Annotated in this window: 26 protein-coding genes and 1 pseudogene; 6 read left to right on the forward strand and 21 right to left on the reverse strand. The window is 73.8% G+C overall.

Annotated elements, in window-relative coordinates:
- Positions 1-176: 176 nt before the first annotated feature.
- The 6 genes from OG550_RS07395 to OG550_RS07420 form a co-directional block, all read right to left on the reverse strand.
- Entirely contained in the window at positions 177-725 is a 549-nt protein-coding gene (locus OG550_RS07395; RefSeq protein ID WP_030395991.1) for an arginine repressor, read from the reverse strand.
- A gap of 17 nt (positions 726-742) precedes the next feature.
- The gene (locus OG550_RS07400; protein WP_327675811.1) at positions 743-1951 is read right to left on the reverse strand and encodes an acetylornithine transaminase; all 1209 of its coding nucleotides are present in this window, start codon (positions 1949-1951) and stop codon (positions 743-745) included.
- Positions 1948-2880 carry an acetylglutamate kinase gene (argB, locus tag OG550_RS07405; protein WP_327675813.1) on the reverse strand — a complete coding sequence of 311 codons (933 nt, stop codon included), beginning with the start codon at positions 2878-2880 and terminating at the stop codon, positions 1948-1950. The genes OG550_RS07400 and argB overlap by 4 nt, the downstream gene beginning before the upstream one ends.
- Positions 2881-2910: 30 nt before the next feature.
- Positions 2911-4083: a bifunctional glutamate N-acetyltransferase/amino-acid acetyltransferase ArgJ gene (argJ, locus tag OG550_RS07410; protein ID WP_327675815.1), complete on the reverse strand. Its 1173-nt coding sequence runs from the start codon at positions 4081-4083 to the stop codon at positions 2911-2913.
- Positions 4080-5108: an N-acetyl-gamma-glutamyl-phosphate reductase gene (gene argC, locus OG550_RS07415; RefSeq protein WP_327675817.1), complete on the reverse strand. Its 1029-nt coding sequence runs from the start codon at positions 5106-5108 to the stop codon at positions 4080-4082. The genes argJ and argC overlap by 4 nt, the downstream gene beginning before the upstream one ends.
- Before the next feature lie 250 nt (positions 5109-5358).
- Complete coding sequence (locus OG550_RS07420) at positions 5359-6561, reverse strand: methyltransferase (protein ID WP_327675819.1); 1203 nt, start codon at positions 6559-6561, stop codon at positions 5359-5361.
- Between the two features lie 168 nt (positions 6562-6729).
- Between OG550_RS07420 and OG550_RS07425 the strand changes: the two genes are divergently transcribed.
- Positions 6730-7134, forward strand: coding sequence for a VOC family protein (locus OG550_RS07425; RefSeq protein ID WP_327675821.1), 405 nt, complete (start codon positions 6730-6732; stop codon positions 7132-7134).
- 103 nt (positions 7135-7237) lie between these two features.
- Positions 7238-7612 (forward strand): RNA-binding S4 domain-containing protein, encoded by a 375-nt coding sequence (locus OG550_RS07430; RefSeq protein ID WP_327675823.1) that lies wholly within the window; start codon positions 7238-7240, stop codon positions 7610-7612.
- A gap of 107 nt (positions 7613-7719) precedes the next feature.
- Here OG550_RS07430 and OG550_RS07435 read toward each other — a convergent pair whose 3' ends face one another.
- The 3 genes from OG550_RS07435 to OG550_RS07445 all read right to left on the reverse strand — a co-directional run bounded on the left by OG550_RS07435 (position 7720) and on the right by OG550_RS07445 (position 9891).
- Positions 7720-8229 carry an FBP domain-containing protein gene (locus OG550_RS07435; RefSeq protein ID WP_327675825.1) on the reverse strand — a complete coding sequence of 170 codons (510 nt, stop codon included), beginning with the start codon at positions 8227-8229 and terminating at the stop codon, positions 7720-7722.
- 97 nt (positions 8230-8326) lie between these two features.
- A complete protein-coding gene (locus OG550_RS07440; protein WP_327675828.1) occupies positions 8327-8959 on the reverse strand; it encodes an HD domain-containing protein in 633 nt (210 codons plus the stop codon).
- 50 nt (positions 8960-9009) lie between these two features.
- On the reverse strand, positions 9010-9891 hold the full coding sequence (locus tag OG550_RS07445; protein ID WP_327675830.1) for an SAM-dependent methyltransferase: 882 nt from the start codon (positions 9889-9891) through the stop codon (positions 9010-9012).
- 258 nt (positions 9892-10149) lie between these two features.
- Here OG550_RS07445 and OG550_RS07450 point away from each other — a divergent pair, with 258 nt between their 5' ends.
- The gene (locus tag OG550_RS07450; protein ID WP_327675832.1) at positions 10150-11115 is read left to right on the forward strand and encodes a polysaccharide deacetylase family protein; all 966 of its coding nucleotides are present in this window, start codon (positions 10150-10152) and stop codon (positions 11113-11115) included.
- 61 nt (positions 11116-11176) lie between these two features.
- On the opposite strand, the gene OG550_RS07455 is transcribed toward OG550_RS07450, so the two are convergent.
- Positions 11177-11995, reverse strand: a complete 819-nt coding sequence (locus OG550_RS07455; protein WP_327675834.1) for an SDR family NAD(P)-dependent oxidoreductase — start codon at positions 11993-11995, stop codon at positions 11177-11179.
- Between the two features lie 375 nt (positions 11996-12370).
- On the opposite strand from OG550_RS07455, the gene OG550_RS07460 reads away from it, so the two are divergent.
- A complete protein-coding gene (locus OG550_RS07460; RefSeq protein WP_327675836.1) occupies positions 12371-13240 on the forward strand; it encodes a 3-hydroxybutyryl-CoA dehydrogenase in 870 nt (289 codons plus the stop codon).
- Between the two features lie 309 nt (positions 13241-13549).
- Here the strand turns inward: OG550_RS07460 and OG550_RS07465 are convergent.
- From OG550_RS07465 to infC, 10 genes and pseudogenes are all read right to left on the reverse strand, one after another.
- A pseudogene (locus OG550_RS07465) lies at positions 13550-13639 on the reverse strand.
- Positions 13640-13663: 24 nt separating this feature from the next.
- Positions 13664-14395, reverse strand: coding sequence for a DUF7873 family protein (locus tag OG550_RS07470; RefSeq protein WP_327675838.1), 732 nt, complete (start codon positions 14393-14395; stop codon positions 13664-13666).
- A gap of 104 nt (positions 14396-14499) precedes the next feature.
- Positions 14500-15339, reverse strand: coding sequence for a chitosanase (locus OG550_RS07475; protein WP_327675840.1), 840 nt, complete (start codon positions 15337-15339; stop codon positions 14500-14502).
- A 265-nt stretch (positions 15340-15604) separates the two neighbouring features.
- Positions 15605-18106, reverse strand: a complete 2502-nt coding sequence (pheT, locus tag OG550_RS07480) for a phenylalanine--tRNA ligase subunit beta (protein ID WP_327675842.1) — start codon at positions 18104-18106, stop codon at positions 15605-15607.
- Positions 18106-19227, reverse strand: a complete 1122-nt coding sequence (gene pheS, locus OG550_RS07485) for a phenylalanine--tRNA ligase subunit alpha (protein ID WP_327675844.1) — start codon at positions 19225-19227, stop codon at positions 18106-18108. The genes pheT and pheS overlap by 1 nt, the downstream gene beginning before the upstream one ends.
- A gap of 306 nt (positions 19228-19533) precedes the next feature.
- On the reverse strand, positions 19534-20637 hold the full coding sequence (locus OG550_RS07490; RefSeq protein ID WP_327675846.1) for a sensor histidine kinase: 1104 nt from the start codon (positions 20635-20637) through the stop codon (positions 19534-19536).
- A 103-nt stretch (positions 20638-20740) separates the two neighbouring features.
- Positions 20741-21607 (reverse strand): TrmH family RNA methyltransferase, encoded by an 867-nt coding sequence (locus OG550_RS07495; protein ID WP_327675848.1) that lies wholly within the window; start codon positions 21605-21607, stop codon positions 20741-20743.
- A gap of 113 nt (positions 21608-21720) precedes the next feature.
- Positions 21721-22116 (reverse strand): 50S ribosomal protein L20, encoded by a 396-nt coding sequence (rplT, locus tag OG550_RS07500; RefSeq protein ID WP_327675850.1) that lies wholly within the window; start codon positions 22114-22116, stop codon positions 21721-21723.
- Positions 22117-22225: 109 nt separating this feature from the next.
- Entirely contained in the window at positions 22226-22420 is a 195-nt protein-coding gene (gene rpmI, locus OG550_RS07505) for a 50S ribosomal protein L35 (RefSeq protein ID WP_030055648.1), read from the reverse strand.
- 139 nt (positions 22421-22559) lie between these two features.
- The gene (gene infC / locus OG550_RS07510) at positions 22560-23333 is read right to left on the reverse strand and encodes a translation initiation factor IF-3 (protein ID WP_327683722.1); all 774 of its coding nucleotides are present in this window, start codon (positions 23331-23333) and stop codon (positions 22560-22562) included.
- Between the two features lie 461 nt (positions 23334-23794).
- Between infC and OG550_RS07515 the strand changes: the two genes are divergently transcribed.
- A complete protein-coding gene (locus OG550_RS07515) occupies positions 23795-24172 on the forward strand; it encodes a DUF1844 domain-containing protein (RefSeq protein WP_327675856.1) in 378 nt (125 codons plus the stop codon).
- A gap of 159 nt (positions 24173-24331) precedes the next feature.
- On the opposite strand, the gene OG550_RS07520 is transcribed toward OG550_RS07515, so the two are convergent.
- Positions 24332-25075, reverse strand: a complete 744-nt coding sequence (locus OG550_RS07520; RefSeq protein WP_327675858.1) for an SseB family protein — start codon at positions 25073-25075, stop codon at positions 24332-24334.
- 120 nt (positions 25076-25195) lie between these two features.
- Here OG550_RS07520 and OG550_RS07525 point away from each other — a divergent pair, with 120 nt between their 5' ends.
- Positions 25196-26428, forward strand: a complete 1233-nt coding sequence (locus OG550_RS07525) for an amino acid deaminase/aldolase (RefSeq protein WP_327675859.1) — start codon at positions 25196-25198, stop codon at positions 26426-26428.
- The last annotated feature ends 172 nt before the right edge of the window (positions 26429-26600 follow it).

The raw sequence follows: 26600 nt of genomic DNA on the forward strand, positions 1-26600 counted from the left end.
GATAGGCATAAGTATGCACTACTCCGTATGAAACTCAAAACGCTTGCCCGGAGCGTTCTCGGAGGTGGCCCCGGAGGGGGTGCGGACGCGCCGCGGAGGCCCCGTGGGCGCGCCGCGGGGGGCTCGCGGATACGACTGTGGGCCCGGGGGTACCGGGCCCACAGGAGGGGGTGTCGCTACTGGGCCTTCGCCTGGGCCAACTGCATCAGGTGGTCCGCGAGGGCCTGGCCGCCGGCCGGGTCCCGGCTGATCAGCAGGACGGTGTCGTCACCGGCGATGGTGCCGATGATCTCGAACACCTCCGCCTGGTCGATCGCCGAGGCGAGGAACTGGGCCGCGCCCGGCGGGGTGCGCAGCACGACGAGGTTGCCGGAGGCCGTGGCGGAGACCATGAGTTCGCCGGCCAGCCGGGCCATCCGGCCCTCGGTGGCGGACTCCCCCATCGGTGCGCGGGGGGTGCGGTCGCCGCCCTCGGCCGGGACGGCGTAGATCAGCGCGCCGTCCCGGTTGCGGATCTTCACCGCGCCCAGCTCGTCCAGGTCCCGGGAGAGGGTGGCCTGGGTGACCACCAGTCCGTCGTCGGCGAGCAGCTTGGCGAGCTGGCTCTGCGAGCGCACGGGCTGGCGGGTGAGCAGGTCCACGATCCGCCGGTGGCGCGCGGTGCGGGTCTGCGGGACCTGCGGCGTCGGGCCGGCGGCGGGCTGGCCGGAGTGGGGAACGGTCATGTGATTATTCTCCCGGACTACGCTCGGTTCGCATCGTCCGGGGCGTCCTCGCGGACCGCCCGGAGGACGGCCGGCAGGGCGGCGAGGAAGGCGTCCGCCTCCTGCTCGGTGAGCACCAGCGGCGGGGCGAGCCGGACCGCGTCCGGGACGGCGGCGTTGACGAGGAAGCCGGCGTCCTGGAGTCCGGCCTGGATCCTGGCCGAGACCGGTTCGGTGAGGACGATGCCGAGCAGCAGTCCGGAGCCGCGCACGTGTGCGACGAGCGGGTCGCCGATCGCCTCGACGCCGTGCCGCAGCCGGTCGCCGGTCTTGCGGGCGTGCTCCAGCAGGCCTTCGGACTCGATGGTGTCCAGCACCGCGAGGGCGGCGGCGGCGACCACCGGGTTGCCGCCGAAGGTGGTGCCGTGCTGGCCGGGGGTGAGCAGGTCGGCGGCCGGTCCGAAGGCGAGCACCGCGCCGATCGGCAGGCCGCCGCCGAGGGCCTTGGCGAGCGTGACGACGTCCGGTTCGACGCCCTCGTGGGCCTGGTGGGCGAACCAGTGGCCGGTGCGGCCGATGCCGGTCTGGATCTCGTCCAGGACGAGCAGGGTGCCGGTGGCGCGGGTGATCTCGCGGGCGGCGGTGAGGTAGCCGTCCGGCAGCGGGACGGCGCCGTTCTCGCCCTGGATCGGCTCCAGGAAGACGGCGGCGGTCTCGGTGGTGACGGCGGCGCGCAGCGCCTCGACGTCGCCGAACGGGACGTGGGTGACGTCGCCGGGCAGCGGCAGGAACGGCGCCTGCTTGGCGGGCTGGCCGGTGAGCGCGAGGGCGCCCATGGTGCGGCCGTGGAAGCCGCCCTCCAGGGCGACGACGTGGGTGCGGCCGGTCCGGCGGCCGATCTTGAAGGCGGCCTCGTTGGCCTCGGCGCCGGAGTTGCAGAAGAAGACCCGGCCCGGGCGGCCGTCGAGGGCGAGCAGCCGCTCGGCGAGGGCGATGGTCGGCTCGGCCATGAAGAGGTTGGAGACGTGGCCGAGGGTGGCGATCTGCCGGCTGACGGCCTCGACGACCGCCGGGTGGGCGGTGCCGAGGGCGTTGACGGCGATGCCGCCGAGCAGGTCGGTGTACTCGTTGCCGTCGGCGTCCCACAGCTTGCTGCCCTCACCGCGGACCAGCGGGATGCGGGGGGTGCCGTAGTTGTCGGTGAACGCGTGCTGCCACCGGTCGGTGAGCTTGTCGTTGGAAGTCATGCCAGTCCCCCGGTCACGGTCGTCTCGTCGTCCGGCACGACCATCGTGCCGATGCCCTCGTCGGTGAAGATCTCCAGCAGCAGGCTGTGCGCCACCCGGCCGTCGAGCACGCGGGCGGTGCCGACGCCGGAGCGGACGGCGCGCAGGCAGCCCTCCATCTTGGGGAGCATGCCGGTGGCCAGGCCGGGCAGCAGCTCCTCCAGTTCGCTCGCGCCGAGCTGGCTGATCACGTCGTCGGAGTTCGGCCAGTCCTTGTAGAGGCCCTCGACGTCGGTGAGGACGACGAGCATCTCGGCGCCGAGTGCGACCGCCAGCGCGGAGGCGGCGGTGTCGGCGTTGATGTTGTAGACGTGGCCGTCGGTGCCGCGGGCGATCGAGGAGATCACCGGGATGCGGCCGTCGGCGATGAGCGCCTTCACCGCGCCCGCTTCGATGTTGACGATGTCGCCGACCAGGCCGATGTCGACCTGCTCGCCGTCGACGACCGCGTACCGCTTGACGGCGGTCATGGTGTGGGCGTCCTCGCCGGTCATGCCGACCGCGAAGGGGCCGTGGCTGTTGAGCAGGCCGACCAGTTCGCGCTGGACCTGGCCGGCCAGCACCATCCGGACCACGTCCATGGTCTCGGGGGTGGTGACCCGCAGGCCGTTGGTGAAGGAGGACTCCAGCCCGAGCCGGTCGAGCTGGGCGCTGATCTGCGGGCCGCCGCCGTGCACCACGACGGGGTGGAGGCCCGCGTAGCGGAGGAAGACGACGTCCTGGGCGAAGGCGGCCTTGAGCTCGTCGTCGACCATGGCGTTGCCGCCGAACTTGATGACGACGGTCTTGCCGTGGAAGCGCTCCAGCCACGGCAGCGCCTCGATGAGCGTGATGGCCTTGGGCAACGCGGTGTTGTTGCGGGCCTGTTCGCCCTTGGGTGCGATCTGCACGTTTTCCGTCCCCGGCTCGGGTGGCTGGTCTCAGGTGGAGTAGGCGCTGTTCTCGTGCACGTAGTCGGCGGTGAGGTCGTTGGTCCACAGGGTGGCGGTGGCCCCGCCGGCGTTGAGGTCGGCGGTGATGACCACCTCGCGGCCGGTCATGTCGACGAGATCGCGGTCCTCTCCGACGCTGCCGTCGCGGCAGACCCAGACGCCGTTGATGGCGACGTCGAGCCGATCCGGGTCGAAGGCGGCGCTGGTGGTGCCGATCGCGGCCAGCACGCGGCCCCAGTTGGGGTCCTGGCCGTGGAGGGCGCACTTGAGGAGGTTGTTGCGGCCGATCGTGCGGGCGACCTCGACGGCCTCGTCCTCGGTGGCGGCGCCGGTGACGTCGATCCGGATGTCCTTGCTGGCTCCCTCGGCGTCGCCGATGAGCTGGCGGGCGAGGTCGGCGCAGACGGTGCGGACCGCCTCGTCGAACTCGGCGCGGTCCGGGGTGGTGCCGGAGGCTCCGGAGGCGAGCAGCAGCACGGTGTCGTTGGTGGACATGCAGCCGTCGGAGTCGATCCGGTCGAAGGTGGTGCGGGTGGCGCCGCGCAGCGCGGTGTCGAGTGCGGCGGCGTCCAGGTCGGCGTCGGTGGTGAGGACGACCAGCATGGTGGCGAGGGAGGGGGCGAGCATGCCGGCGCCCTTGGCCATGCCGCCGACCGTCCAGCCTGCGGGGCTGGTGACCTGGGCGGTCTTGTGGACGGTGTCGGTGGTCTTGATGGCGATCGCGGCGGCCTCGCCGCCGGTGGCGCTGAGCTCGGCGGCGGCGGTGGTGACGCCGGGGAGCAGGATGTCCATCGGGAGGCGGACGCCGATCAGGCCGGTGGAGGCGACGGCGACCTCGCCGGCGTTGAGCTTGAGCTCCTCGGCGACCTTCTCGGCGGTGGCGTGGGTGTCCTGGAAGCCGAGCGGGCCGGTGCAGGCGTTGGCGCCGCCGGAGTTGAGGACGACGGCGGAGACCGCGCCGCCCTTGAGGACCTGCTCGGACCAGAGGACGGGGGCGGCCTTGACGCGGTTGGCGGTGAAGACGCCGGCGGCGGCGAGCGAGGGGCCGTCGTTGACGACGAGGGCGAGGTCGGGGGTGCCGGAGGCCTTGATGCCGGCGGTGACGCCGGCGGCGCGGAAGCCCTTGGCGGCCGTCACTCCGAGGTTCTGGTGGTCGGTCACGGTGCGACTCCGTTCACGGGAAGGCCCAGCTCCTCGGGCAGGCCCAGGGCGATGTTCATGCTCTGCACCGCGCCGCCGGCGGTGCCCTTGACCAGGTTGTCGATCGCGCTGATCGCGATGATCCGCCCGGTGGCGCCGTCCAGGGCGACCTGGACGAGTGCGGCGTTGGAGCCGTAGACGCTGCTGGTCTGCGGCCACTGCCCCTCGGGGAGCAGGCGGACGAACGGCTCGCCGGCGAACGCCTCGGTGTAGGCGGCGCGCAGGTTCTCGGCCGTCACGCCGGGCTTCGCCTTGGCGGAGCAGGTGGCGAGGATGCCGCGCGGCATCGGGACGAGGGTGGGGGTGAAGGAGACGCTGACCGGCTCGCCCGCGAGCGGGGTGAGGTTCTGGGACATCTCCGGGGTGTGCCGGTGGACGCCGCCGACGCCGTAGGCGCTGACGTTGCCCATGACCTCGCTGCCGAGCAGGTGGGTCTTGGCGGCCTTGCCGGCGCCGGAGGTGCCGGAGGCGGCGACGATGACGGCCTCGGGCTCGGCGAGTCCGGCCGCGTACGCGGGGAACAGGGCGAGCGAGACGGCGGTCGGGTAGCAGCCGGGCACGGCGATGCGGTTGCCGCCCTTCAGTGCGGCGCGGTGGCCGGGCAGTTCGGGCAGCCCGTAGGGCCAGGTGCCGGCGTGCGCGGAGCCGTAGAACTGCTCCCAGTCGGCGGCGGCCTTGAGCCGGAAGTCGGCGCCGCAGTCGACGACCAGGACGTTCCCGCCGAGTTCCTCGGCGACCGCGGCGGACTGGCCGTGCGGCAGGGCCAGGAACACCACGTCGTGGTCGGCCAGGACCTCGGTGGTGGTGGGTTCGAGGATCCGGTCGGCGAGCGGCAGCAGGTGCGGCTGCAGCAGGCCCAGTCTGGTGCCGGCGTTCGAGCCGCCGGTGAGCGCCCCGATCTCCACCTCCGGGTGGCCGAGCAGCAGGCGCAGCACCTCACCGCCCGCGTATCCGCTCGCGCCGGCGACGGCGACTCGCAATGCCATGGCAGTCCCTCCTTCGTCGTGGCATGAATATACGCAGCACGGAACATCCATGCAAGAGAGTGGGATGAGGGGTGCCCCGCCCCCGCATCCGAGGACGGGGTGTCCCGGCCGCGCGGGCGGCCTTTCGCCCGTCGTCCGACGATTAGCTTAGGCTAGCCTTACCTGGCGGGGAAACGGCCGGTTTCCGGGCCCGGCACTCCGGGCCCCGGCGCTCCGGTAGCAGGCGGGTGGGCGCCGGGCGCCCCGCGGTTCACCGGCGGACGGCCCGCAGCACGACGAACTTCGGGTTCCCCGCCACGATCCGGCAGTTCCCGAAGAGACGGCGCAGCTTGACGTGGTAGCCGAGGTGCCGGTTGCCGACCACCCAGAGCTCACCGCCCGGCCGCAGGGCACGGCGGGCGCCGGTGAACATCCGCCAGGCGGTCGCGTCGGTGGTGGCCTGGTGGGAGTGGAACGGCGGGTTGTTGAGCACGAGGTCCACCGAACCGGGCGGCACGGCCTCGGCCGCCAGCGCGTCCGCGGTCAGGAACTCCGCCCGGGCGTCCGGGCCGAGCGCGGCGCGGAAGGTCTCCTCCGCCGAGGCCACCGCCTGGTGGGACTCGTCCACGAAGACCAGCTCGACACCGGGCGAGGCCAGCGCGGCCGCGGTGCCCACCACGCCGTTGCCGCAGCCGAGGTCGACGACGCGCCGGCCCGGCTCCGCGGTCGGGAGGTGGGCGAGGAGGAAGCGGGTGCCGACGTCGAGGCGGTCGGCGCAGAACGTGCCCGCGTGGTTGACCGCGGTGCGCCCGGCGGCCGGGCCGATGTCCGCGGGCAGCGCGTAGCGGTGCGGCCAGGGGTTGGGGCCGGGGTCGAGCGACCCGTCCGGGGTGCAGAGGATCAGCCGGGCCTTGCGGACCGCCAGCGAGGTCCGGGTCGGGCCGAGGATGCGCTCGAAGAGCCGGAGGGTGGAGGTGTGGATCTCGGTGACCATGCCGGTGCCGATCACCACGGTGCCCGGGTGGACCGCCGGGGCGAGGCGGTGCAGCTGGTCCTCCAGCAGCGCGAGGCTCTTGGGGACGCGAACCAGCAGGACGTCGATCCGCTCGGGCGGGGCGTCCCGGGTGGTGAGCAGCCGGACGGCGGCGGGGTCGGCGCCGGCCCGGGCGAGGTTGGCGCCGGTGGCCCGCTGGGCGAGGTGGGAGTCGCTGATCTGGACGGGGGCGTGGCCGGCGAGCGCGGTGGTCAGGGCGCCCCAGCGGTCGCCGAGGACGGTCACCGCGCGGCCGGTGAGGTCGGTGGGCCCGTCCTGGGCGGAGTCGGTCTCGCCGGCCAGGTGCCGCAGCAGGTACTCGTCGGCGGCGTCCCAGGCGCGCAGCCGTTCGCGCGGGTCCTCCGGGTAGCGGGTGAGGTCGAGGCTGCCCCAGGGGGTGGCGAAGGGGGTCGTGGCGGCGGGCGTCGGGAGGCGGTTCATCGTGGCCCAGGCTAGCCGACGGGCTGGCCCGGCCGGTCGGCGGCGGCGGTGGGCGGGTGCGGGGCCGCGGGCGGCCCGGGGCCCGGCGGGCGGGGCGGTTCGGCCGGCGCCGGGCGCGCTCGGGGACTGCGGCTGATACTGGAAGGGCCCGAGGGAAGGGGCGCGGCCATGGACTGGAAGCTCGAAGTGGTGGTGGTCCCGGTCTCGAACGTGGACCGGGCCAAGGTCTTCTACGAGGAACAGGCCGGGTTCACCGTCGACCACGACACCCGGATCCGGGACGGCGTACGGGTGGTCCAGCTGACGCCGCCCGGCTCCGGGTGCTCGATCGTGGTGGGCACCGGGGTGACGGAGGCGCCTCCCGGCTCCTTGAAGGGGCTCCAGCTGGTGGTGCCGGACATCGACCGGGCGCACGCCGAACTGGTCACCCGGGGCGTGGAGGTCAGCCCCGTGCAGCACTTCGAGGACGGGTCCCGGGTGGACGGGCGGGGCGGGGAGTGGAACTCGTTCGTCTTCTTCAGCGACCCGGACGGGAACGGCTGGGCGGTCCAGGAGGCACCCGGCCGTCGGTAGGGCGTGCGGGAGGGGTGCGGCGGGACGTACGGGGGACGTGCGGCGGGCGCCTCGGGCCCGGTGGCCGGTGGGGCCGCCGCGGCGCGCTCGGTAGGCTCGGGGGATGGTCGAAGACGTGGGAAGCGTCCGGGTGGACAGCTGGATCTGGTCGGTGCGGCTCGCGAAGACGCGGTCGGCGGCGGCGGACGCCTGCAAGGCCGGGCACGTCCGGGTCAACGGCGACCGGGCCAAGCCGGCGCAGTCGCTCAAGCCCGGCGACGAGGTGCGGATCCGCCAGGAGGGGCACGAGCGGGTCGTCGTGGTGCGCAAGCTGATCCGCAAGCGGGTCGGCGCGGAGGTCGCGGCGGAGTGCCTGGTGGACAACAGTCCGCCGAGGCCGCCGCGCGAGCAGGTGACCGTACCCGGCCTGCGCGACCGGGGTGCCGGGCGGCCCACCAAGCGGGACCGCCGCGACATGAACCAGCTGCGCGGGCGGTAGCGCGGGGCCGGACCGGCCGCCCCTGGGGCCGGGCACCCGAGGGCCGGGCTCCCCGGCGGCGGGGCGCTCCGGTCGTCGGGGGTGTCGGCCGCCGGGTGCGTCGGCCGTCAGGCGGCGAGGGTGTCCGTCCGGACCTGGGTGAGGAAGGTGCCGAGGTTCGCCAGCGTGCGGGCGATCTGGTCCTCCAGCGGGAGCGACTCGTCGGGCCGGCTCACCAGTGCGGACTTCTTCAGCCCGCGCAGGTAGAGCGAGCAGGCCAGATCGGCGCAGATGTACGTGCCGACGGTGTTCCCCTCCCGTCCGGCCGCTCCGGCGCGGCGGGCGGTGAGCAGTGCGACGCCGGAGCCCGCGTGGGCGGTGACGCAGAGCGAACAGACGTTGGTCTTGGTCAGGCTGCGCCGGAACGACGGCACCCGTAGCGTCACACCGACCAGGTCGCCGCCGTGCTCGGCCACCAGGTAGCCGCGGTCGGGCGCGCCCTGGTCCCGCCAGCCGAGGAAGTCCAGGTGTTCCCAGGGGAGTTCGGCCAGGCCCCGGGGGAGGTTGAGCCGACGGGCCTCGCCCTTGGAGCAGTTGACGAAGGACGCGCGGATGTCGGTCTCGTTCAGGGGTCGCATACGCCGCAAACTAACACCGGGCGGTCGGCGCCGTCGCGTGGTTTTCCGCCGCCCGCCGGGCGGCGGACCAGCGGATCCCCGGGCTCCGGGCCACCGGCTACGAGCCGCCGTCGGCAGCGGGCCCGCCGGGCTGCGGGACGGCGGGCCCCGGGCGCCCCGGCTGCCCGACGGGCCGGCGGACGGGCACTCCGACGGGGTGGGAGGCCTGGACGGCGAGCCGGCGCGGGGCGTCCTCGCCGATCCGGGTGAGCAGGTCGTCCAGTTCCAGGAAGACCTCCCAGGGCTCCCGGCCGCTGCCCGCCGCGAGCCGCCCGACCAGCAGGTCCTCCAGGTCGCGGATCCGGCTGTTCTTCCACGCCTTGTCGGCGAGGCTGACCAGCAGGTCCTCGACCGTGGTGCCGGGCGCACGCCAGTCGCCGTGGGTGCGGGCGAAACGGGCGAGCCGCTCGGGGACGCCGTGCGCGAGCAGCAGCTCGTGCCCGGCCCGCTCGTGCGGCGAGCCGGGGGCGGAGAGCTCCTCGTGGTGGACGGTCTTGCCGATGTCGTGGGTGGCGGCGCCGAACAGCACCGCCTCCCGGTCCACCGGCACGCCGTACCCGGCGCACCGGTCGGCGACCGGCACCGCGACCTCGTGGACCAGCCCGAGGTGGGCGACCAGCCGGGGCGGGGCGGCGAGTGCCGCCGGCAGCTCGGCCGCGGCTGCGGGCAGCGGCGGTGTTCCGGCGGTCATTCCCCGCTCCCGTTCGGCCTGTGGGTGGGTGATCGGATCGGCCGGCGGCTTCAGCCCTTGAAGGCGACGCCGGCGTAGGCGGAGACGTCCTGCCAGCCCTCCGGCAGATCGGAGGTCCGGATGTGCCCGGACTCCGGCCGCCAGAGCGGGAGTTGGACCAGGCCGGGGCCGGCGAACCCGAAGTCGCCGAAGAACGGCTCGACGGCGGCGCGCGGGCGCAGCACCAGCGGCGCGCTGGCGCTGCGGTAGATCCGGGTGCCCTCGGCGGCGCTCTCCCGGGAGGCGAAGTCGGGGCTGCCGTGGGAGAGGATCAGCGCGCTGCCGGGGGCGAGCGCGTCGCGCAGGGTGCTGACGATCCGTTCGGCGCCGTCCTCGTCCCGGATGAAGTGCAGGACGGCGACCAGCATGAGGGCGACCGGCCGGTCGAGATCGATGGCGGCGCGCAGGCCCGGGTGGTCGAGGATCGCCTCGGGTTCGCGCAGGTCCCCCTCGATGACGGAGGTGTGGCCGGCCGGGTGGCCGGCCAGCAGGGCGCGGGCGTGGGTGGCGACGATCGGGTCGTTGTCGACGTAGACGACGCGGGCGTCCGGGGCGACCCGCTGGGCGACCTCGTTGGTGGAGCCGACGGCCGGGATGCCGGTGCCGATGTCGAGGAACTGCCGGATCCCGCGTCCGGCGGCGAACTCGACGGCCCGGCCCAGGAATTCGCGGTTGGTTCGGGCGAGCAGCGGCAGTGCCGGGTAGGCGGCTATCGCGGCCTCGGCGGCCTTCCGGTCGGCTTCGAAGTTGTCCTTGCCGCCCAGGTAGTAGTCGTACATCCGGGCGGTGTGCGGGATGCCGGTGTCGAGCTCGGTCGGGGGCTGCCAGTCGTCGGCGCGCGCCCAGTCCCAGTCGGTGCCGATCCCCGCACCCGTCGTCGTGTCCTCGGTCATCTGCCGCCCCCTGTCGTTCCCTGCGTTCGTCGCCGGCCGGTGCCGGCGGCGTCCCCCGTACCGGTGCGGCCGACGGGCCCGGTGTGCCGTGCCCCCACCGCCCGGTGCGCCGCGATCGTAGCCGACGACGGGGCCCTGAAACAGCGGGAGTTCAGGTTTCCGCAGCATCCGAACCATGGTGGGTGTGCACGTCAATGGGTGCGCGATGGAATCCCCGCCGGTCGCCGCGGGACGGTGTGCTCTCTATGCTGGCTGCCGATGACTGCCGATCGGCGCACCGTCCTGCGCACCACCGCCAAACTGGCCGCCCTCACCGCCGTCGGCGGGCTGTTCACCGCCTGTGGCAGCAGCGGCTCCCGCCGTGCCGACCCGGGGGCGCTCGCCGTCCGCCCGGGCACGGTCGACCCGTCGGGCACCGTCGACCCGGCCTGGGCGGGGACGGAGGGGTCCGCGTCGCCGGCGCCCGCCGGCTCCGCCGGGGCGGGTGGCGCGCCCGCCGCGGCGTCCGCGCAGGCCGAGCCGGTCGCCGCCGCGCCGGATCCGGGCGCCCCGTCCCCCTCCGCCGGTCCGGTGGCCGCCAGCGCGCCGCCGGTCCCGCCGGTGCTCCCGCCGCTGGCGCCCGGCACCCCCGTCGAGGTGGCGTACGGGCCGCGCACCGGCCGGAACGTCGCCCTGACGTTCCACGGCAGCGGTGACCCGCGGCTGGCCACGGCCCTGCTGGAGATCGCCGAGCGGCGCGGTGTCGGCCTCACGGTGCTGGCCGTCGGCAGCTGGCTCGACCAGCAGCCGCAGATGGCGCGGCGGATCCTGGACGGCGGCCACGAGCTGGGCAACCACACCCAGAACCACCAGGACATCTCCACGATGACCGCCGACCGGGCGCGTGCCGAGATCGCCCAGTGTGCGGAGCGGCTGCAGCGGCTGACCGGCTCGATCGGCCGCTGGTTCCGCCCCTCCGCCGCCCAGTACGCGACCCCGGTGGTGCGCGAGCAGGCGAAGGCCGTCGGGTACGAGCACGTGCTCGCCTTCGACGTGGACCCGCGCGACTACAGCGACCCGAGTGCGGCCGAGCTCCAGCGCCGGGTGCTCGGTTCGGTGCGCGGCGGGTCGGTGGTCGCCCTGCACCTGGGCCACCAGTGCACGGTGGACGCGCTGCCCGGGATCCTCGACGGTCTCGCCAAGGCCGGGCTGACCCCGGTCACCGCCAGCCGCCTCTGCGCCTGAGGCCCGTCCGGGCCTGTCGGGCCGGCAGTCCGCGTCGGGCACGCCGGCCGAGTCGGGCGCGTCAGCCCATCGGGTCGTCCGGCCCGTACGGGCGGAGCCGCAGGGTGCGGGCGTCCGCCTCGCGGATCTCCCCGGCGCGGTTGACCAGGGCCTCCAGGTCGTCGCGCCCGGCGTGGATGAACCGCCCGTGCAGCCCGTCGAAGCGGCCGCGGGCGGCGTCCACGGTGACGGCGACCATGTACGGAATGGAGCCCCACTCCTTGGTGTCCCGGAACATCGGCATCCCGGCGGTCATGTCGGTGGCGACCGCGCCGGGACTGATGTCGAGGACGACGACCTGGTGCTCGGCGAGCGGGTCCGCGAGGTTGTCGGAGAGCTTCAGCAGCGCGCCCTTGGAGGTGGAGTACGCGGTGTAGGCGCCGTCGGGGCGCAGGGCGAAGCCGGAGTTGAGGTTGATCACGCGGCCGCTGCGGCGCCGGACCATGCCCGGCAGGACGCAGCGCAGCAGGTTGTAGGGGCCGCGCAGGTTGACCTCGACGACCTGCCACCACTGGTTGGCGTCGGTCTCCCAGAGCGGGACCTCGGAGCGGTCGACCTGGCCGGCGTTGTTGACCAGCAGGTCGACCGGGCCGAGGTCCCGCTCGATGACGCGGACGGCCTCCCGGACCGAGCCGGGCCGGGTGACGTCGGCCGTGACGGCGACGCCGCGCGCGCCGTGCCGGACGCACTCCTTGAGGGTCTCGGTGAGGGTCTCGTGGGTGCGGCCGACCAGCCCGACGGCCATGCCCTCGGCGGCGAGGCCGATGGCGATCTCCCGGCCGATCCCCCGACCGGCGCCGGTGACCAGGGCGACCTGCCCTCTGAGCGATCCCGTCGGCATCCCCGTGCTCCCTTCGCCTGCGTGCAGACCGTCCCGCATTCTGTCCGGCGCGGGGCGGGGCGGCCCCGGGGCGCACGCGCGACGCGGGCGGGCTCACCCGTCCGGCGCAGCCGCCGGGCGGGCGCCGGCGGCTGCGGGAGGGCTGCGGAAAGACTGCGGGAGGGCTGCGGGGCGACCGCGGGACGGCCTCCCGCAACGGCCTCCCGAAGCCCCCGGTTCATCGCGGGGAGGGGATGACCTACTGGCCGGTACGGAGTAGTAACGTCGTCGGGGCGGTGCACCGGTGCACACCTACCGTGCTCCCGCCCCGCTGGACAACAGCTTGCGGTACCACCTGTCGCTGGGCGATCCCCAGCACCACCGAAGGGCAACTGAGTGAGTGACATCGCGCGCGTCGGAGTGATCGGCTGCGGCCTGATGGGGTCGGGCATCGCGGAGGTGTTCGCCCGGGCGGGACTGGAGGTCCTGGTCGCGGAGGCCACCGGGGAGGCGCTGGAGTTCGGCCGCACCCGTCTCACCAACTCGCTGGACACCGCCGTCAAGCGGGGCAAGCTCACGCCCGAGGAGCGGGACGAGGCGCTGGGCCGGCTCGCCTTCACCGTGGACCTGGCGGACTTCGCCGACCGCGACCTGGTGGTGGAGGCGGTGGCCGAGCGCGCGGACGTCAAGGTCCGGATCTTCCAGACCCTCGACCGGGTGATCGAGCGCCGGGACGCGATCCTCGCCTCCAACACCTCGTCGATCCCGATCGTGAAGCTGGCCGCCGCCACCTCCCGCCCGGAGCAGGTGGTCGGCCTGCACTTCTTCAACCCGGCGCCGGTGCAGAAGCTGGTCGAGGTGATCCCCACCCTGACCACCTCGGCGGCCACCACCGAGCGGGCCGAGGCGTTCGCCACCGAAGTGCTCGGCAAGGAGCCGATCCGGGCCCGTGACCGGGCCGGGTTCGTGGTCAACGCCCTGCTGGTGCCGTACCTGCTCTCGGCCGTCCGGATGTTCGAGTCGGGTGTGGCCACCGCCTCCGACATCGACAAGGGCATGGAGGCGGGCTGCGCCCACCCGATGGGCCCGCTGCGGCTGTGCGACCTGATCGGCCTGGACACCATCGTCTCGATCGCCGAGTCGATGTACGACGAGTACAAGGAGCCGCTGTACGCCGCTCCCCCGCTGCTGTCCCGGATGGTGGACGCCGGTCTGCTCGGCCGCAAGTCGGGGCGCGGCTTCTACGACTACACCGCCACCGCCTGACCCGCGGCGGGGCGGGCGCGTGAGGGGGCGGGCACGTGACGGGGCCCGGGAGCGGTATCCAGCTCCCGGGCCCCTGAGGTGCCACCCAATTGCTCTGCACCGGCACGTTTAAGGGTGTGGGTCAGTTTTACAACGTTGCTCTGCCATTGAAGCTACCGCGCCACGGAGAGGCGCAGACGGGAGTCGAACCCGCAACCCACGCTGTAGCACACACCCGGTCGATCCGGCGCTCGGCGGCGAATGCTGAGACTTGAGCGAGAGTCTGAGTTTCACAGGGGCTGCCTCTGCCGGTTGGGCCACCCCGGCGTGTGGTGCCGGGGGGAGGACTCGAACCTCCACCTTTCCCCTGATGTCAGCTTCAACATCAGTGTCAGCTTGCGCTCTTCGCGCCACCCCCGCTCTGACACGGGGGCGATCATGGGGCTACCCGAACAGGTAGCCGAACACGGCGTCGCCGACCCGGTGGTCGGTGACCTCGGCGCCGTTGGCCTCCTCGCGGGCGAACTGGACGGCCTGCTGGAGCTTCTCGACCCGCTCCAGGAGTTCGTTCACCCGCCGGGCCGGGAGGGCGCCGGAGAACTTCACGGTCGTCCAGTAGCCGATGGCGACGTCCTCGTAGTACACCTCGACCTGCGCCGGGTGCTTCTCGGTCGCCTCGGCCTTCACGTGGTTGCGCGGGACCTTCTTGGTGCGGTTGGTGCGCACCGCCTCGGTCTTCCAGGAGTCCGTGGAGGCGTCGTGGTTCCAGGACTCGGCGGCGTCCAGCACCGGCAGCTTGCGGACGAACGTCCGCAGGTCGGTGAGCTGCTTCTCCAGGAAGAGCAGGTAGGTGACCGGGACGTCGGCGACGAGGGTGCGTCCGTCGACCACGACGTCGGCGCGGGCGGCGGTGTTGGCCCAGTCCTTGGTGGCGGTGACGTCGAACAGCCGGGTCAGGGTCGCGGCGGTCGTCCGCAGGACGTCCTCGGCCTTCACCTGGACGCGGGTGGACTCGGGGGGCAGCTGCTCGCCCTCCTCGTCCTTGGGCTGGTAGGTCCGGGAGATGCCGGCCAGCAGCGCGGGCTTCTGCAGGTCCTGGTGGGACTGCGTCAGCTCCTGGAACGACTTGGACTTGACGCCCTTTTCGACGGCGATGATCTGGTTCAGCTTGGACACGCCCCGGACGCTACCAGGACGTCCGTTCGACCGTCATCCGGATTTCCCGGCCGGCCGCGGGGCCCCGGGGGGAGCGGGCGCCCGCGGCGCGGCGGGTGGGGGCCTCAGCTGTTGATGGCGTAGCTGTCGCCGTAGACCTTCCACTTCAGCGGCGGGTTGAGGTCGAAGTTCCTGGCGTTGAGGAAGACCAGCTGCGCGGTGTCGACGCGGCTGGTGTCGGAGTGTGCGTCCTCCTGCTTCATGACGACCTTCCGGGCGTCCAGGAACGCCTTGAGGTAGGTGGCCTCGTCGCCGCCCTGGGCGGGGGTCTTGGCCTTCTTCATGGCGGCCTTGCGGATGCCGCCGAAGCTGTCGGAGCTGGTGCCGGGTCCGTGCATGACGATGGCGTCGTAGTAGACGAACTGGCCGAGCGCGCGCAGGCCGTCGGACTTGGCCTGGCTGACGGAGGGGTTGAAGTAGACGCGGTCGCGCTCGTCGTTCTGGGCCTGCTGGAAGACGGTGTCCTTGGCGGCGGTGGCCCAGTCGCGCTCGAAGGCGGAGCCGAGGCCGGCGTGCGACTCGGTGCCGTTGACCTTGCGCAGCGCGGGCAGGTACTTGGCGAGGACGTTGCCGGGCTTGACGTCGGTGTAGTGCTCGACGAGTTCGAGCATGTCGCCGGTGCCGGAACAGAAGCCGATGATGCCGGCCGTGTAGCCGCGGCCGTCCTTGATGTCCTCGATGTACTTGTACTGGGCCTTCCAGTCCAGCGAGGAGTTCTCGGCACTGGACACCAGCTGCATCGCGATGTCCTTCTTGTGCGGGTCGTCCAGGCCGACGGCGACGGCGGCCGCGGCCGAGGGCGCGGGCTGTGCGGCGTGGCCGACCCCGGCGGCCGCCACCGTGGCCGGGGCGGCGACCAGGAGGGCGGCGAGGGCGATCCCGGCGGTGCGGTGCTTGAGGCGCATCTGACGCTCCGTTTCCTCGGCCCGGGCAGGGGGTACCCGGGCTCCATGGGAGTTAGGAAACTTTCCTAACTAAGAGATAGCGCCCATCGGAGCACGTTCGCAAGGGCTTTGACCGAATCACTTCAAACCACCCGGCGCGCGCGGCCCCGAGGGGTCCTGCGGCCCGGGCGGGGGCGCCGGCCCACCCGCACCCCCGGACACGCCGAAGGGCCCCCGCCCGGACGGAGGAACGTCCGGGCGGGGGCCCTTCGGCGAGCAGCGCGGATCAGGCGCCGCGCAGCACCGCCCCGGTGCGGGCGACGGCCTCGGCGACGGCCGCCTCGCGGGCGGCGGTCGCCTCGTCGGCGGTCAGCGTCCGGTCCCCGGCGCGGAACCGCAGCGCGTACGCCAGCGACTTCCGGCCCTCGCCGACCTGCTCGCCGGTGAACACGTCGAACAGCCGGATGGCCTCCAGCAGTTCACCGGCCCCCGTACGCAGCGCGGCCTCCACCTCGGCGGCCGGCACGGCGGCGTCGACGATCAGCGCGACGTCCTGGGTGGCCACCGGGAAGCCGGAGACCGCCGGGCCGGAGACCCGCTCGGCACCGTCGGCGGTCAGCAGGTCGAGGTCGACCTCCATCGCGGCGGTCCGCTCCGGCAGGCCCAGCGACTTGACCACGCGCGGGTGCAGCTCACCGGCGTGGCCGACCACCCGGTCGGTGCCGGCCACGACCAGCTCGGCGCAGCGGCCCGGGTGCCAGGGCAGCAGCTGCCCCCGGCGCACGGTCAGCTCGACGCCGGCGGCGCGGGCCACCGTGCGGGCCGCCTCGACGGCGTCCGCCCAGGAGGCCCCGGCGCCCTTGCCCCACCAGCCGGACGGCAGCCGCTCGCCGGCCAGCGCGACGGCGACCCGGCGCGGCTGGTGCGGCAGCGCCGCGTCCAGCGCGGCCAGCTCCGCGTCGCTGGGGCGGCGGTCGACGGCCGGGCGCGGCGCGACGGACAGCTCGTCCTTGGGCAGGAAGACCGTGCCGGTCTCGAAGACCGCCAGGTCGGTGTTCCCGCGGCCGACGTTGCGGCGCAGCGCCCCGAGCAGGCCCGGCAGCAGCGTGGTGCGCAGCGCCGGCTCCTCGTCGCTCAGCGGGTTGACCAGCTTGACCGTGCGGCGGCGGCGGTCGTCCTTCTCCAGGCCGAGCCCGTCGAAGGCGGCCTCGCCGACGAACGGGTAGTTGTTGACCTCGACGTAGCCGGTGCCGGCCAGCGCCACGCCGACCCGGCGGTGGATCCGCTGGGCCTCGGTCAGGCCCTTGCCCGGCGGCACGGTGGGCATCCGGGCGGGCACGTTGTCGTAGCCCTCAAGCCGGATGACCTCCTCGGCGAGGTCGTACGGGTCGGTGAGGTCGGGGCGCCAGGTCGGCGGGGTGACCTCCAGGACGTCGGCGCCCGCGACGGAGCAGCCGATCTCCTGGAGCCGCCGGGTGACGGTCTCGCGGCCGTACCCGGTGCCGGCGACGCGGTCGGGCAGGTCGGCGGCGATGGTGATGGTGCGCACCGGGTGCGGGGCGGCGATGTCGGTGACACCGGCCTCGGCGGTGCCGCCGGCGATCAGCACGAGCAGGTCGACGGCGCGCTGGGCGGCGGCGCGGGTGGCCTCCGGGTCGACGCCGCGCTCGAAGCGCTTGGACGCCTCGGAGGGCAGCTTGTGGCGCTTGGCGCCGCGGGCGATGGCGACCGGGTCGAAGTGCGCCGCCTCGATGATCACCTCGGTGGTGCCGGGGCCGGCGGCCGGGTCGAGGATCTCGGTGGAGGCGCCGCCCATGACGCCGGCCAGGCCGATCGGGCCGCTGTTGTCGCAGATCAGCAGGTCCTCGGCGGACAGCGTGCGCTTGACGCCGTCGAGGGTGGTGAGGGTCTCGCCCTGCTCCGCGCGGCGGACGGTGATCGGGCCGTCGACGCGCTGCTTGTCGTAGGCGTGGAGCGGCTGGCCGACCTCAAGCATCACGTAGTTGGTGATGTCGACGGCCAGCGAGATCGGGCGGATGCCCGACTTCTGCAGGCGGCGCTGGAGCCAGATCGGGGACTTGGCCGCCGGGTCGAGGCCGATCACGGTGCGGGCCACGAACCGGTCGCAGCCGGCCGGGTCGGCGACCTTCACCAGGTAGCCGAAGGAGTTGGCCGGCGGGACGTCGAGCAGTGCCGGGTCGGCCAGCGGCAGCCCGTAGGCGGCGGCGGCCTCGCGGGCGACGCCGCGCATGGACAGGCAGTAGCCGCGGTCCGGGGTGACGGCGATGTCGAGCACCTCGTCGACGAGCTGGAGCAGCTCGACGGCGTCGGTGCCGGGCTCGTACTCGGGCGGGAGCACGATGATGCCGTCGTGGTCGTCGCCCATGCCCAGCTCGCGGGCGGAGCAGATCATGCCGGCCGAGGTGTGGCCGTAGGTCTGGCGGGCGGCGATCGGGAACGGGCCGGGCAGCACGGCGCCCGGGAGGACCACGACGACCTTGTCGCCGACGGCGAAGTTGGTGGCGCCGCAGACGATCTCCTGCGGGGCGCCGGTGCCGTTGGCGTCGCCGACGTTGACGAAGCAGTGCCGGATCGGCTTCTTGAAGCCGGTCAGCTCCTCGATGGAGAGCACCTCGCCGACCACCAGCGGGCCCTTGAGGTCGCCGCCGAGCTGCTCGACGGTCTCGACCTCCAGGCCGGCCCGGACCAGGCGCTCGGCCACGTCACGGCCGGTCTCGCCGGCCGGCAGGTCGACGTACTCGCGCAGCCAGGAAAGCGGGACGCGCATCAGATCTCCATCCCGAACGGGAGGGTGAAACGCACGTCACCCTCGACCATGTCGCGCATGTCGGCGACGTTGTGACGGTTCATCAGGATCCGCTCCAGGCCCAGGCCGAAGGCGAACCCGCTGTAGCGGTTGGGGTCGACGCCGCAGGCGACCAGCACCCGGGGGTTGACGACGCCGCAGCCGCCGAGCTCGATCCAGCCCTCGGAACCGCAGGTCCGGCAGGGCTTGTCGGGGTTGCCCACCGACTCGCCGCGGCAGACGAAGCACTGCAGGTCGATCTCGGCGCTCGGCTCGGTGAACGGGAAGTACGAGGGCCGCCAGCGCAGCTCCAGGCCGTCGCCGATCAGGGTCGAGACCAGCTGCTCGATGGTGCCCTTGAGGTCGGCGAAGGTGATGCCCTCGTCCACGGCGAGGCCCTCGACCTGGCGGAAGACCGGGGTGTGGGTGGCGTCCAGCTCGTCGGTCCGGTAGACCCGGCCGGGGCAGACGACGTACACGGGGGGCTCGCGGTCGAGCATGGTGCGCGCCTGGACCGGGGAGGTCTGGGTGCGCAGCACCACGCCGGAGTCGGCGGAGCCGTCCGGGGCCTGGACGAAGAAGGTGTCCTGCATGGACCGGGCCGGGTGGTCCGGGCCCAGGTTGAGCGCGTCGAAGTTGAGCCACTCGGCCTCGACCTCGGGGCCCTCGGCGACCTGGTAGCCCATCGCGACGAAGGTGTCCTCGATGCGCTCGGCCAGCGTGGTCAGCGGGTGGCGGGCGCCGCGCGGGGTGCGGTCGTACGGCAGCGTGACGTCCACCGCCTCCTCGACCAGCACGCGGGCGTCGCGCTCCGCCTCCAGCTCGGTCTGCCGCCTGGCGAGCGCCTGGTTGACGGCGCCCCGGGCCTGGCCGATCAGCTTGCCGGCCGCGGCCTTGGCGTGCGGGGGCAGGGCGCCGATCTCGCGGTTGGCGAGGGAGAGCGCGGAACGGTCGCCGGTGTGGGCGACCTTGGCCTGCTTCAGCTCGTCGAGGCTGGTGGCGGCGGCGAACGCGGCGACGGCCTCGTCCCTGGCCGCCTCCACCACCTCGGGCTTGAGTGCCTCGACCTCGACCGGGTCGTACGACTTGTTGGGTGCCGACATCTCTATCTTTCCCGTGCTCCTGCTCGTCCGTGCTCAGGTAAGGGGGGCTCGCTCCCTCCTGGCCCGCCAGCGGGCAGGAGGGTCCCATCGCGTCACGCCCGGCGTGGCCGGGGCGCGGGCAGCCCGCTCGCCGGGCGGCACGATCCGGGGGGATCTCCGCGCGGGGAGGAGGGGTGTCCGCGGCACAACCGCGCAGGGCGTCCCACAACGCCAAAGGTCGAGTGTAGTCGCAGCGCGTAGCGCGGCTGCCGTGAAGCCCTTCCGGGGGCCGCTCCCGGCGTCGTGCGCCGGTGGTCGGGCTCCGGCTCAGAGCATGAAGTCGGGCACCCCGGAGGGCAGGATAAATCGGAACCGGGCGCCACCGCCGGGTGCGCGGTCGACGCGGATCGAGCCGCCGTGGGCCTCGACGATGCCCTTGACGATGTAGAGGCCCAGGCCGGTGCCGCCGCGCTTGGAGCCGCGCCAGAAGCGGGTGAAGACGCGCGGCATCGAGTCCTCGGGGATGCCGCTGCCTTCGTCGCTCACGGTGACCGCTGTGCCTTCCACGATGCGGGGCGGGGTGCCGGAGCGCTCCCAGACGGGTGCCTCCACGACCTCCTTGGCGGGTGCCACCTCGATGGTGACAGTCCCCTCGCCGTGGCGCACGGCATTTTCCAGCAGGTTGGCCAGCACCTGGTCGACCTTGTCCGGGTCGGCCCACAGGACGGTCAGCGGCTCGGCGACGCGGATGTCGAAGCGCTCCTCGGGGATGCCGGTGGCGACCTTGCGCTCGACGTGCCGGCGGACGGCGGCGGCCAGGTCGACGACCTGCTTGCGCAGCTCCAGCCGTCCGGCGTCGATCCGGGAGATGTCCAGCAGTTCGGCGATCAGCCGGGTGACCCGGTCGGCGTCGGCGTCGACGGTCTCCAGCATCAGCCGCTTCTGCCCGTCGGTGAACCGCTCCCACTTGGCGAGCAGGGTCGCGGTGAACCCCTTGACGCTCGTCAGCGGCGAACGCAGCTCGTGCGCGACGGTGGCGATCAGCTCGGCGTGGCTGCGCTCGGTGCGGCGGCGCGCCTCGGTGCCGCGCAGGGCGATCACCAGCCGCTGCAGCGGCCCCTGCGGGAGCGTGCGGACGTACCGGGCGGAGACCAGCACCTCGCGGCCGCCGGGCAGCAGGAGGTTGCGCTCGGGCTGGCTGGTCCGGATCGCCAGGCCGCCGTACGGGTCGGTCAGCTGCCACCAGCGGCGGCCGTCGAGGTCCTCCAGCGGGAGGGCGTCCTCCAGCGTGCTGCCGAGGGCGGCCTGCGGGTGGATGCCGGTCAGCCGGGCGGCGGCGCGGTTGAAGCAGACCACCCGGCCCAGGGCGTCGGCGACCACCAGGCCGTCCGGCAGGTCGTCCGGGTCGAGCTCTGGCCCGCTGCCGACCATGGGTGTCCTCCCCGATTACCCACCGTGTCTTTCCCCCCACCGAGGCAGACCCTAGCGTCTCCCAGCGCCCGGTCATAGGGTCCGCGACGACTTGTGGGGGCGGCTACCCCGCCGCGCGGCACCCGCCGGGCGAGCGCTGGGCCCGGGCGGAGGCGTAGAGGCAGACGGCGGCGGCGGTGGCCAGGTTGAGGCTCTCGGCGTGCCCGTGGATCGGGACGCGCACCACCTCGTCGGCGAGCGCGCGGGTCTCCTCCGGGAGCCCCCAGGCCTCGTTGCCGAACACCCATGCGCCGGGCGCGCCCAGGGTGCCCTCGTCGAGCTCGCGGTCCAGGTCGCGCTCCCCCGCCCCGTCGGCGGCGAGCACCCGGACGCCGGCCCCGCGAAGGCGCCCGATGGCCTCCTCGACCGGCACGCCGACGGCGACCGGCAGGTGGAACAGGCTGCCGACGGAGGCCCGGACCGCCTTCGGGTTGTACAGGTCCACCGAGGCGTCGGTGAGCACCACGGCGTCGGCGCCGGCCGCGTCGGCGGTGCGCAGCACGGTGCCGGCGTTCCCGGGGTCCCGGACGTGGGCGAGCACCGCGACGAGCCTGGGGCGGGCGGCGAGCACCTCGTCGAACGGCGTGTCGATGAAGCGGCAGAGCGCGACGATGCCCTGGGGGGTCACGGTGTCGCAGATCCCGGCGATGACCTCGTCGGTGGCGGTGAGCACCGGCAGGCCCTCGGCGAGGGCGGCGTCGACGATGCCGGCGTGCCGGTCGGCGGCCTCCGGGGTGGCGTAGACCTCGACGACGGCGTGCTCGCCCGAGTCCGGCAGCCGCCCGAACGCGATGGCCTCGCGGACGGCCTGCGGGCCCTCGGCGAGGAAGCGGCGTTCCTTGCCGCGCTGGCTCCGCTTGGCGAGGCGCCGGGCGGCGACCACCCGGGGCGAGCGCAGGGAGGTCAGCAGGGGGGTGTCGGTGCTCGGCATGATCTCGTCTCTGTGCGGGCTCTGTACGGACCGGCGGCGGTCGGAACGCAAAACCGGACCCGCAGGATCGAGCCTGCGGGTCCGGTCAGCTCGACTCGACTGATCCAGGAAGATCAGGCGGCGTCGGCGGCGGCCTTCGGGGCGTTCACGTCGGCCGGCAGCGCCTTCTGGGCGACCTCGACCAGGGTGGCGAACGCGCCCGGGTCGTTGACGGCGAGGTCGGCCAGCATCTTGCGGTCGATCTCGACGCTGGCGGCCTTCAGGCCCTGCACGAAGCGGTTGTAGGTGATGCCGTTGGCACGGGCCGCAGCGTTGATGCGCTGGATCCACAGCTGACGGAAGTCGCCCTTGCGCTTCTTGCGGTCGTTGAAGTTGTAGACCAGCGAGTGGGTGACCTGCTCCTTGGCCTTGCGGTACAGGCGCGAGCGCTGGCCGCGGTAGCCGCTGGCGCGCTCCAGGATGACCCGGCGCTTCTTGTGGGCGTTGACTGCCCGCTTGACGCGTGCCACTTGATTACTCCTTGGGTTGGACCACGGACTACTTCACGTGGTCCGTCATTCGAATGGGTCGGGAAGGATCAGCTGCCCCGCACACGGCTCGCACCGGGCGGGAGGGCGATCACTTGCCGAGAAGCTTCTTGATCTTCTTGGCGTCAGCGGGGGCCAGCTCGACGGTGCCGGCCAGCTTGCGGGTCAGCGTCGAGGGCTTGTGCTCCAGGAGGTGGCGACGGCCGGCGCGCTCGCGCAGGACCTTGCCGGAGCCACTGATCTTGAAGCGCTTGCTGGCGCCACTGTGCGTCTTCTGCTTCGGCATTTCGCCGTATCTCCTCGTCGGTCCGTCCACGCCCGCGCGGTGTGCGCCGCGCGGGCGTGAAGGATGGATCTGCGGTGACCGGGCGGGCGCCCCGTCTCCGTGGTGGCCGGTCCCCCGGGCCGCCCTGGCCGGTGAAGGCTCAGGCGCCCTGGGAGGCCTCGGCCGGCTGCTCGACCTCGGCGGCGGCCTCGACGTCGGCCTCGACGACGGCCTCGGCGGCCTCATCGTTGTCGTCGGCGTCGTCGATCTCGTCGGCCTCGGCCTCGGCCTCGGCGGCGGCGTTCTCGGCCTCAAGCGCGGCGTCGTCGTCGTCCGCGGCGGCGTCCGGGCCGGTGTTCCGGCCCTGGCGCTCGGCCTTGCGGGCGTCCGCGATCGCGCGGGCCTCGGCCATCGCCTCGGTCTTCTTCTTGTGCGGGCCGAGAACCATGATCATGTTACGGCCGTCCTGCTTCGGCGAGGACTCGATGAAGCCCAGGTCCTGGACGTCGTCGGCGAGCCGCTGGAGCAGTCGGAAGCCCAGCTCGGGGCGGGACTGCTCACGACCGCGGAACATGATCGTGATCTTGACCTTGTCGCCCTGCTTGAGGAACCGAACGACGTGACCCTTCTTGGTGTCATAGTCGTGCGGGTCGATCTTCGGCCGGAGCTTCATCTCCTTGATGACCGTGTGCGCCTGGTTCTTGCGCGCCTCACGGGCCTTCATGGCCGACTCGTACTTGAACTTGCCGTAGTCCATGAGCTTGCACACCGGCGGCCGGGCGGTCGCCGCGACCTCGACCAGGTCGAGGTCGTACTCCTGCGCGAGCTCCAGCGCCTTGGCAAGCGGCACGATGCCGACCTGCTCGCCGCTGGGACCGACGAGTCGCACCTCGGGGACGCGAATCCGGTCGTTGATGCGGGGCTCGGTGCTGATGGGGCCTCCTCGGTTGCACCTTCTGCGATGCGGCCGTCGGACGGCGGTCGCACGTAGTGGACTCGACCACTGGGCGGGGCTTCATTCGTGCTGCGCTGCCTGACTTGCTGGTAGGCACTGCATGCACCGCGACACGAAAAAAGCCCCGCTCGGTACAAGCGGGGCTCCACACAACCGGGGGCGACGCCCGGTGAGGGGCGCTGCGGGCGACTCGGCGCCTGGGCGCCCGTCGCGGACCGGACCCGTCGACCGCGAAGCCGATCGGGTGGGAGACTTTCGCGGTTGCCCTCTCGGGCCTCCTGTGGTGGAGCCTCCACTTGCTGGCCGGGCATCCGTGAGGACGCCTGGCCGGTCAGTCTCGAATCATACAGCGCCGGGCGGTAGAACACTATTCCGCCCCTCCGCGCCACCCCTTGTACGCTCCCTCTGTACGGAGACCGGCACGACGGAACGAGCCCCCCTTGAGCAGCGAGCCCACCCAGAACCCCGCCGCGGACGACGAGGCGATCGGCTTCGACGACCTCACCCGGGACATCGCCGAGGTCCCCGCCGTCGAGGTGATCACCACCGTCGCGGTGCACCTGATGAGCGCCGCCGCCGTGAAGTGCGGCCTCGCCGAGGGCGGCGAGAAGGACAAGGACCTCGACGAGGCCCGCAAGCTGATCACCGCGCTGGCCGGGCTGGTCACCGCCGGCGCCCCGGAGATCAGCAACTTCCACGCCGCTCCGCTGCGGGACGGCCTGCGCTCGCTCCAGCTGGCCTTCCGCGAGGCCTCGGTCGTCCCGGACGCCCCGGGCTCCGGTCCGGGCGAGAAGTTCACCGGGCCGGTCTACTCCTGAGCCCACCCGGCGCCGCGCGGCGGCGCCGGTGCGCGAGGCCCCTTCGGAACGCGGCGTTCCGGAGGGGCCTCCGCGTTTCCGCTGCGGGCCCGGCCGCCGCGGCGCCGGGGAGCTCCCGCGGTTACGGGGAGCTCCCGCGGCTGCGGCCGCGCGTGACGGCTAGCGCCGGTAGAGCGGCTCCCCCGGCAGGGCCGAGCCCGCGGGCAGCACCGCCAGGCTCAGGCCCCGGTCGAGCCGGACCCGCAGCACCGGATCGGCGGCGACCGCCCGACCGACCCGCTGGGCGGCCTCCTGCACCCCGGCCTGGTCCAGGCCCTCGTCCAGCACCACCGCGAGCAGGCCGTCCGCGTCCTGGTACGGCGCCAGCAGGCCGCACACCACCGCGGGCTCGGCGGCCAGCAGCGCCCGGACCGCCTCCCGCACCTCGGGGTCGGCCACCGGCGGCAGGTACGGCCGGTTCTCGGCGAGCGCGCGCAGCCGGGCGCCGGACAGCTGGTAGGCGACCGGGCCCGCCGGGTCGATCAGCAGGGTGTCGGCGCGCTCGGAGAAGGCGACCATCGCGGCCTGCGGGGCGGCCACCGGCGCCGGGCGGGCGTCGGCGCGCCAGCGGGCCAGGGTCTCCAGCGAGGTGAAGGCCGGCAGGGCGCGGCGGCCGTCGGCGGCCTCGACCACGGGGACGGCCATGTCACTGGTCTTCTCGTGCCGGTGCCCGTGCTCGTCCAGCTCCACCTCGCCGAGGATCGCCACGATCGGCACCATCAGCCGGGTGGGCGCGAGCGCTGCGAGCACCTGCGGATCGGCCGTGCGGTCCTGCGACCAGCGGGCGAGCGCGGCGGCCAGCGCCGGGTCGGCGGCGCCGTCGTCGGCGGCGAATCCGGGGTTGGGGATGTTCTTGCGGTCCACCCGGCCGACCCTATGCCACCGCGCCGGCCCCGCCCACGGACCGAAGGTCCCCGGAAAGGCACCCGACACGCCCCCGTCCACCCCCTACCGACCGGTAGCGCGGTGTGGCAGTCTGCGGCCATGGCCACCCTCGAAGCTGCTGCCCGCGCCGCCGCCGCGTCCTCCCCGGCGGCCGACCGCGCCCGGTACGACCGGGCCACCGCCCACCTGGACGGCCCGGTGGCCGTCGTCGACCTGGCGGCGTTCGACGCCAACGCCGCCGACCTGGTGCGCCGGGCGGCGGGCAAACCGATCCGGGTCGCCAGCAAGTCGGTGCGCTGCCGGGCCCTGCTGGACCGGGCACTGGCCACCGACGGCTTCGCCGGGGTGATGAGCTTCACCCTCGCCGAGTCGCTCTGGCTGGCCCGCTCGGGCCTGCGCGACGTCCTGCTCGCCTACCCCTCCACCGACCGGGCGGGCTTCGCCGAGCTGACGGCCGACCCGGAGCTGGCCGCCGCCGTCACCGTGCTCCTGGACGACCCGGCCCAGCTGGACCTGGTCGACGCGGCCCGGGCCGGCTCCGCCGAGGTCCGGGTCTGCCTCGAACTGGACACCGCGCTGCAGCTGCTCGGCGGGCGGGTCCGGGTCGGCGCCCGGCGCTCGCCGCTGCGCTCCCCCGAGGACCTGGCCGCCTTCGCCGAACTGGTCCAGCGCCGCCGCGGCTTCCGGGTGGTCGGACTGATGGCGTACGAGGGGCACGTGGCCGGGGTGGGCGACTCGGTGCCCGGGCGGCCGGTCCGTTCCCGGCTGATCCGGCTGATGCAGTCCAAGGCCCGCGCCGAGCTGGCCGGGCGGCGGGCGGAGACGGTCCGGCTGCTGCGCCGGGTCGCGGACCTGGAGTTCGTCAACGGCGGCGGCACCGGAAGCGTCGAGTCGACGGCGGCGGAGCGCGCGGTGACCGAGGTGGCGGCCGGCTCCGGGCTGTACCAGCCGCGGCTGTTCGACCACTACCGGGCGTTCCAGGGCCGGCCGGCCGCGCTGTTCGGCCAGCCGGTGGTGCGCCGGCCCGGGGTCGGCGTGGTGACGGTGCTCGGCGGCGGCTACCCGGCGTCGGGCGCGGCCGGTCCGGACCGCTCCCCCGTGCCGTACCTGCCGCCGGGGCTGCGCTACGACCCGATGGAGGGCGCGGGCGAGGTGCAGACCCCGCTGCTCGGCTCGGCCGCCGACGACCTGCTGATCGGCGACCGGGTCTGGTTCCGGCACGCCAAGGCCGGCGAACTGTGCGAGCGGTTCTCCGAGTTGCACCTGGTCGAGGGGGACTCGGTGGTGAGCACCGTGCCGACCTACCGGGGCGAGCGGCAGACCTTCCTCTGAGCGGGGCGGCCCGCCGAACGGGGCGGTCCGCCGAACGGGGCGGTCCGCGCCGCGGGCCGGGCCGCACCGCACCGCACCGCCACCAACGCACCACGCACGCACCACGCACGCACCACGCGTCGACCCGCCGCGCGGGCGGCCAACCTTGACCGCGCCTTAAGAGGGCCCGATG

The organism is Kitasatospora sp. NBC_00458, assembly GCF_036013975.1.
Lineage (GTDB): Bacteria > Actinomycetota > Actinomycetes > Streptomycetales > Streptomycetaceae > Kitasatospora.

Excerpts from the sequence above, each read along its gene's own strand:
- OG550_RS07495 (WP_327675848.1), bottom strand. The coding sequence starts at position 21,607 with ATGCCGAGCACCGACACCCCCCTGCTGACCTCCCTGCGCTCGCCCCGG.
- argC (WP_327675817.1), bottom strand. The coding sequence starts at position 5,108 with ATGGCATTGCGAGTCGCCGTCGCCGGCGCGAGCGGATACGCGGGCGGT.
- OG550_RS07395 (WP_030395991.1), bottom strand. The coding sequence starts at position 725 with ATGACCGTTCCCCACTCCGGCCAGCCCGCCGCCGGCCCGACGCCGCAG.
- OG550_RS07425 (WP_327675821.1), top strand. The coding sequence starts at position 6,730 with ATGGACTGGAAGCTCGAAGTGGTGGTGGTCCCGGTCTCGAACGTGGAC.
- OG550_RS07525 (WP_327675859.1), top strand. The coding sequence starts at position 25,196 with ATGGCCACCCTCGAAGCTGCTGCCCGCGCCGCCGCCGCGTCCTCCCCG.
- OG550_RS07475 (WP_327675840.1), bottom strand. The coding sequence starts at position 15,339 with ATGCGCCTCAAGCACCGCACCGCCGGGATCGCCCTCGCCGCCCTCCTG.
- OG550_RS07430 (WP_327675823.1), top strand. The coding sequence starts at position 7,238 with ATGGTCGAAGACGTGGGAAGCGTCCGGGTGGACAGCTGGATCTGGTCG.
- OG550_RS07440 (WP_327675828.1), bottom strand. The coding sequence starts at position 8,959 with ATGACCGCCGGAACACCGCCGCTGCCCGCAGCCGCGGCCGAGCTGCCG.
- rpmI (WP_030055648.1), bottom strand. The coding sequence starts at position 22,420 with ATGCCGAAGCAGAAGACGCACAGTGGCGCCAGCAAGCGCTTCAAGATC.
- pheT (WP_327675842.1), bottom strand. The coding sequence starts at position 18,106 with ATGCGCGTCCCGCTTTCCTGGCTGCGCGAGTACGTCGACCTGCCGGCC.
- OG550_RS07490 (WP_327675846.1), bottom strand. The coding sequence starts at position 20,637 with ATGGTCGGCAGCGGGCCAGAGCTCGACCCGGACGACCTGCCGGACGGC.
- OG550_RS07450 (WP_327675832.1), top strand. The coding sequence starts at position 10,150 with ATGACTGCCGATCGGCGCACCGTCCTGCGCACCACCGCCAAACTGGCC.
- OG550_RS07420 (WP_327675819.1), bottom strand. The coding sequence starts at position 6,561 with ATGAACCGCCTCCCGACGCCCGCCGCCACGACCCCCTTCGCCACCCCC.
- OG550_RS07455 (WP_327675834.1), bottom strand. The coding sequence starts at position 11,995 with ATGCCGACGGGATCGCTCAGAGGGCAGGTCGCCCTGGTCACCGGCGCC.
- OG550_RS07435 (WP_327675825.1), bottom strand. The coding sequence starts at position 8,229 with ATGCGACCCCTGAACGAGACCGACATCCGCGCGTCCTTCGTCAACTGC.
- OG550_RS07445 (WP_327675830.1), bottom strand. The coding sequence starts at position 9,891 with ATGACCGAGGACACGACGACGGGTGCGGGGATCGGCACCGACTGGGAC.
- pheS (WP_327675844.1), bottom strand. The coding sequence starts at position 19,227 with ATGTCGGCACCCAACAAGTCGTACGACCCGGTCGAGGTCGAGGCACTC.
- OG550_RS07400 (WP_327675811.1), bottom strand. The coding sequence starts at position 1,951 with ATGACTTCCAACGACAAGCTCACCGACCGGTGGCAGCACGCGTTCACC.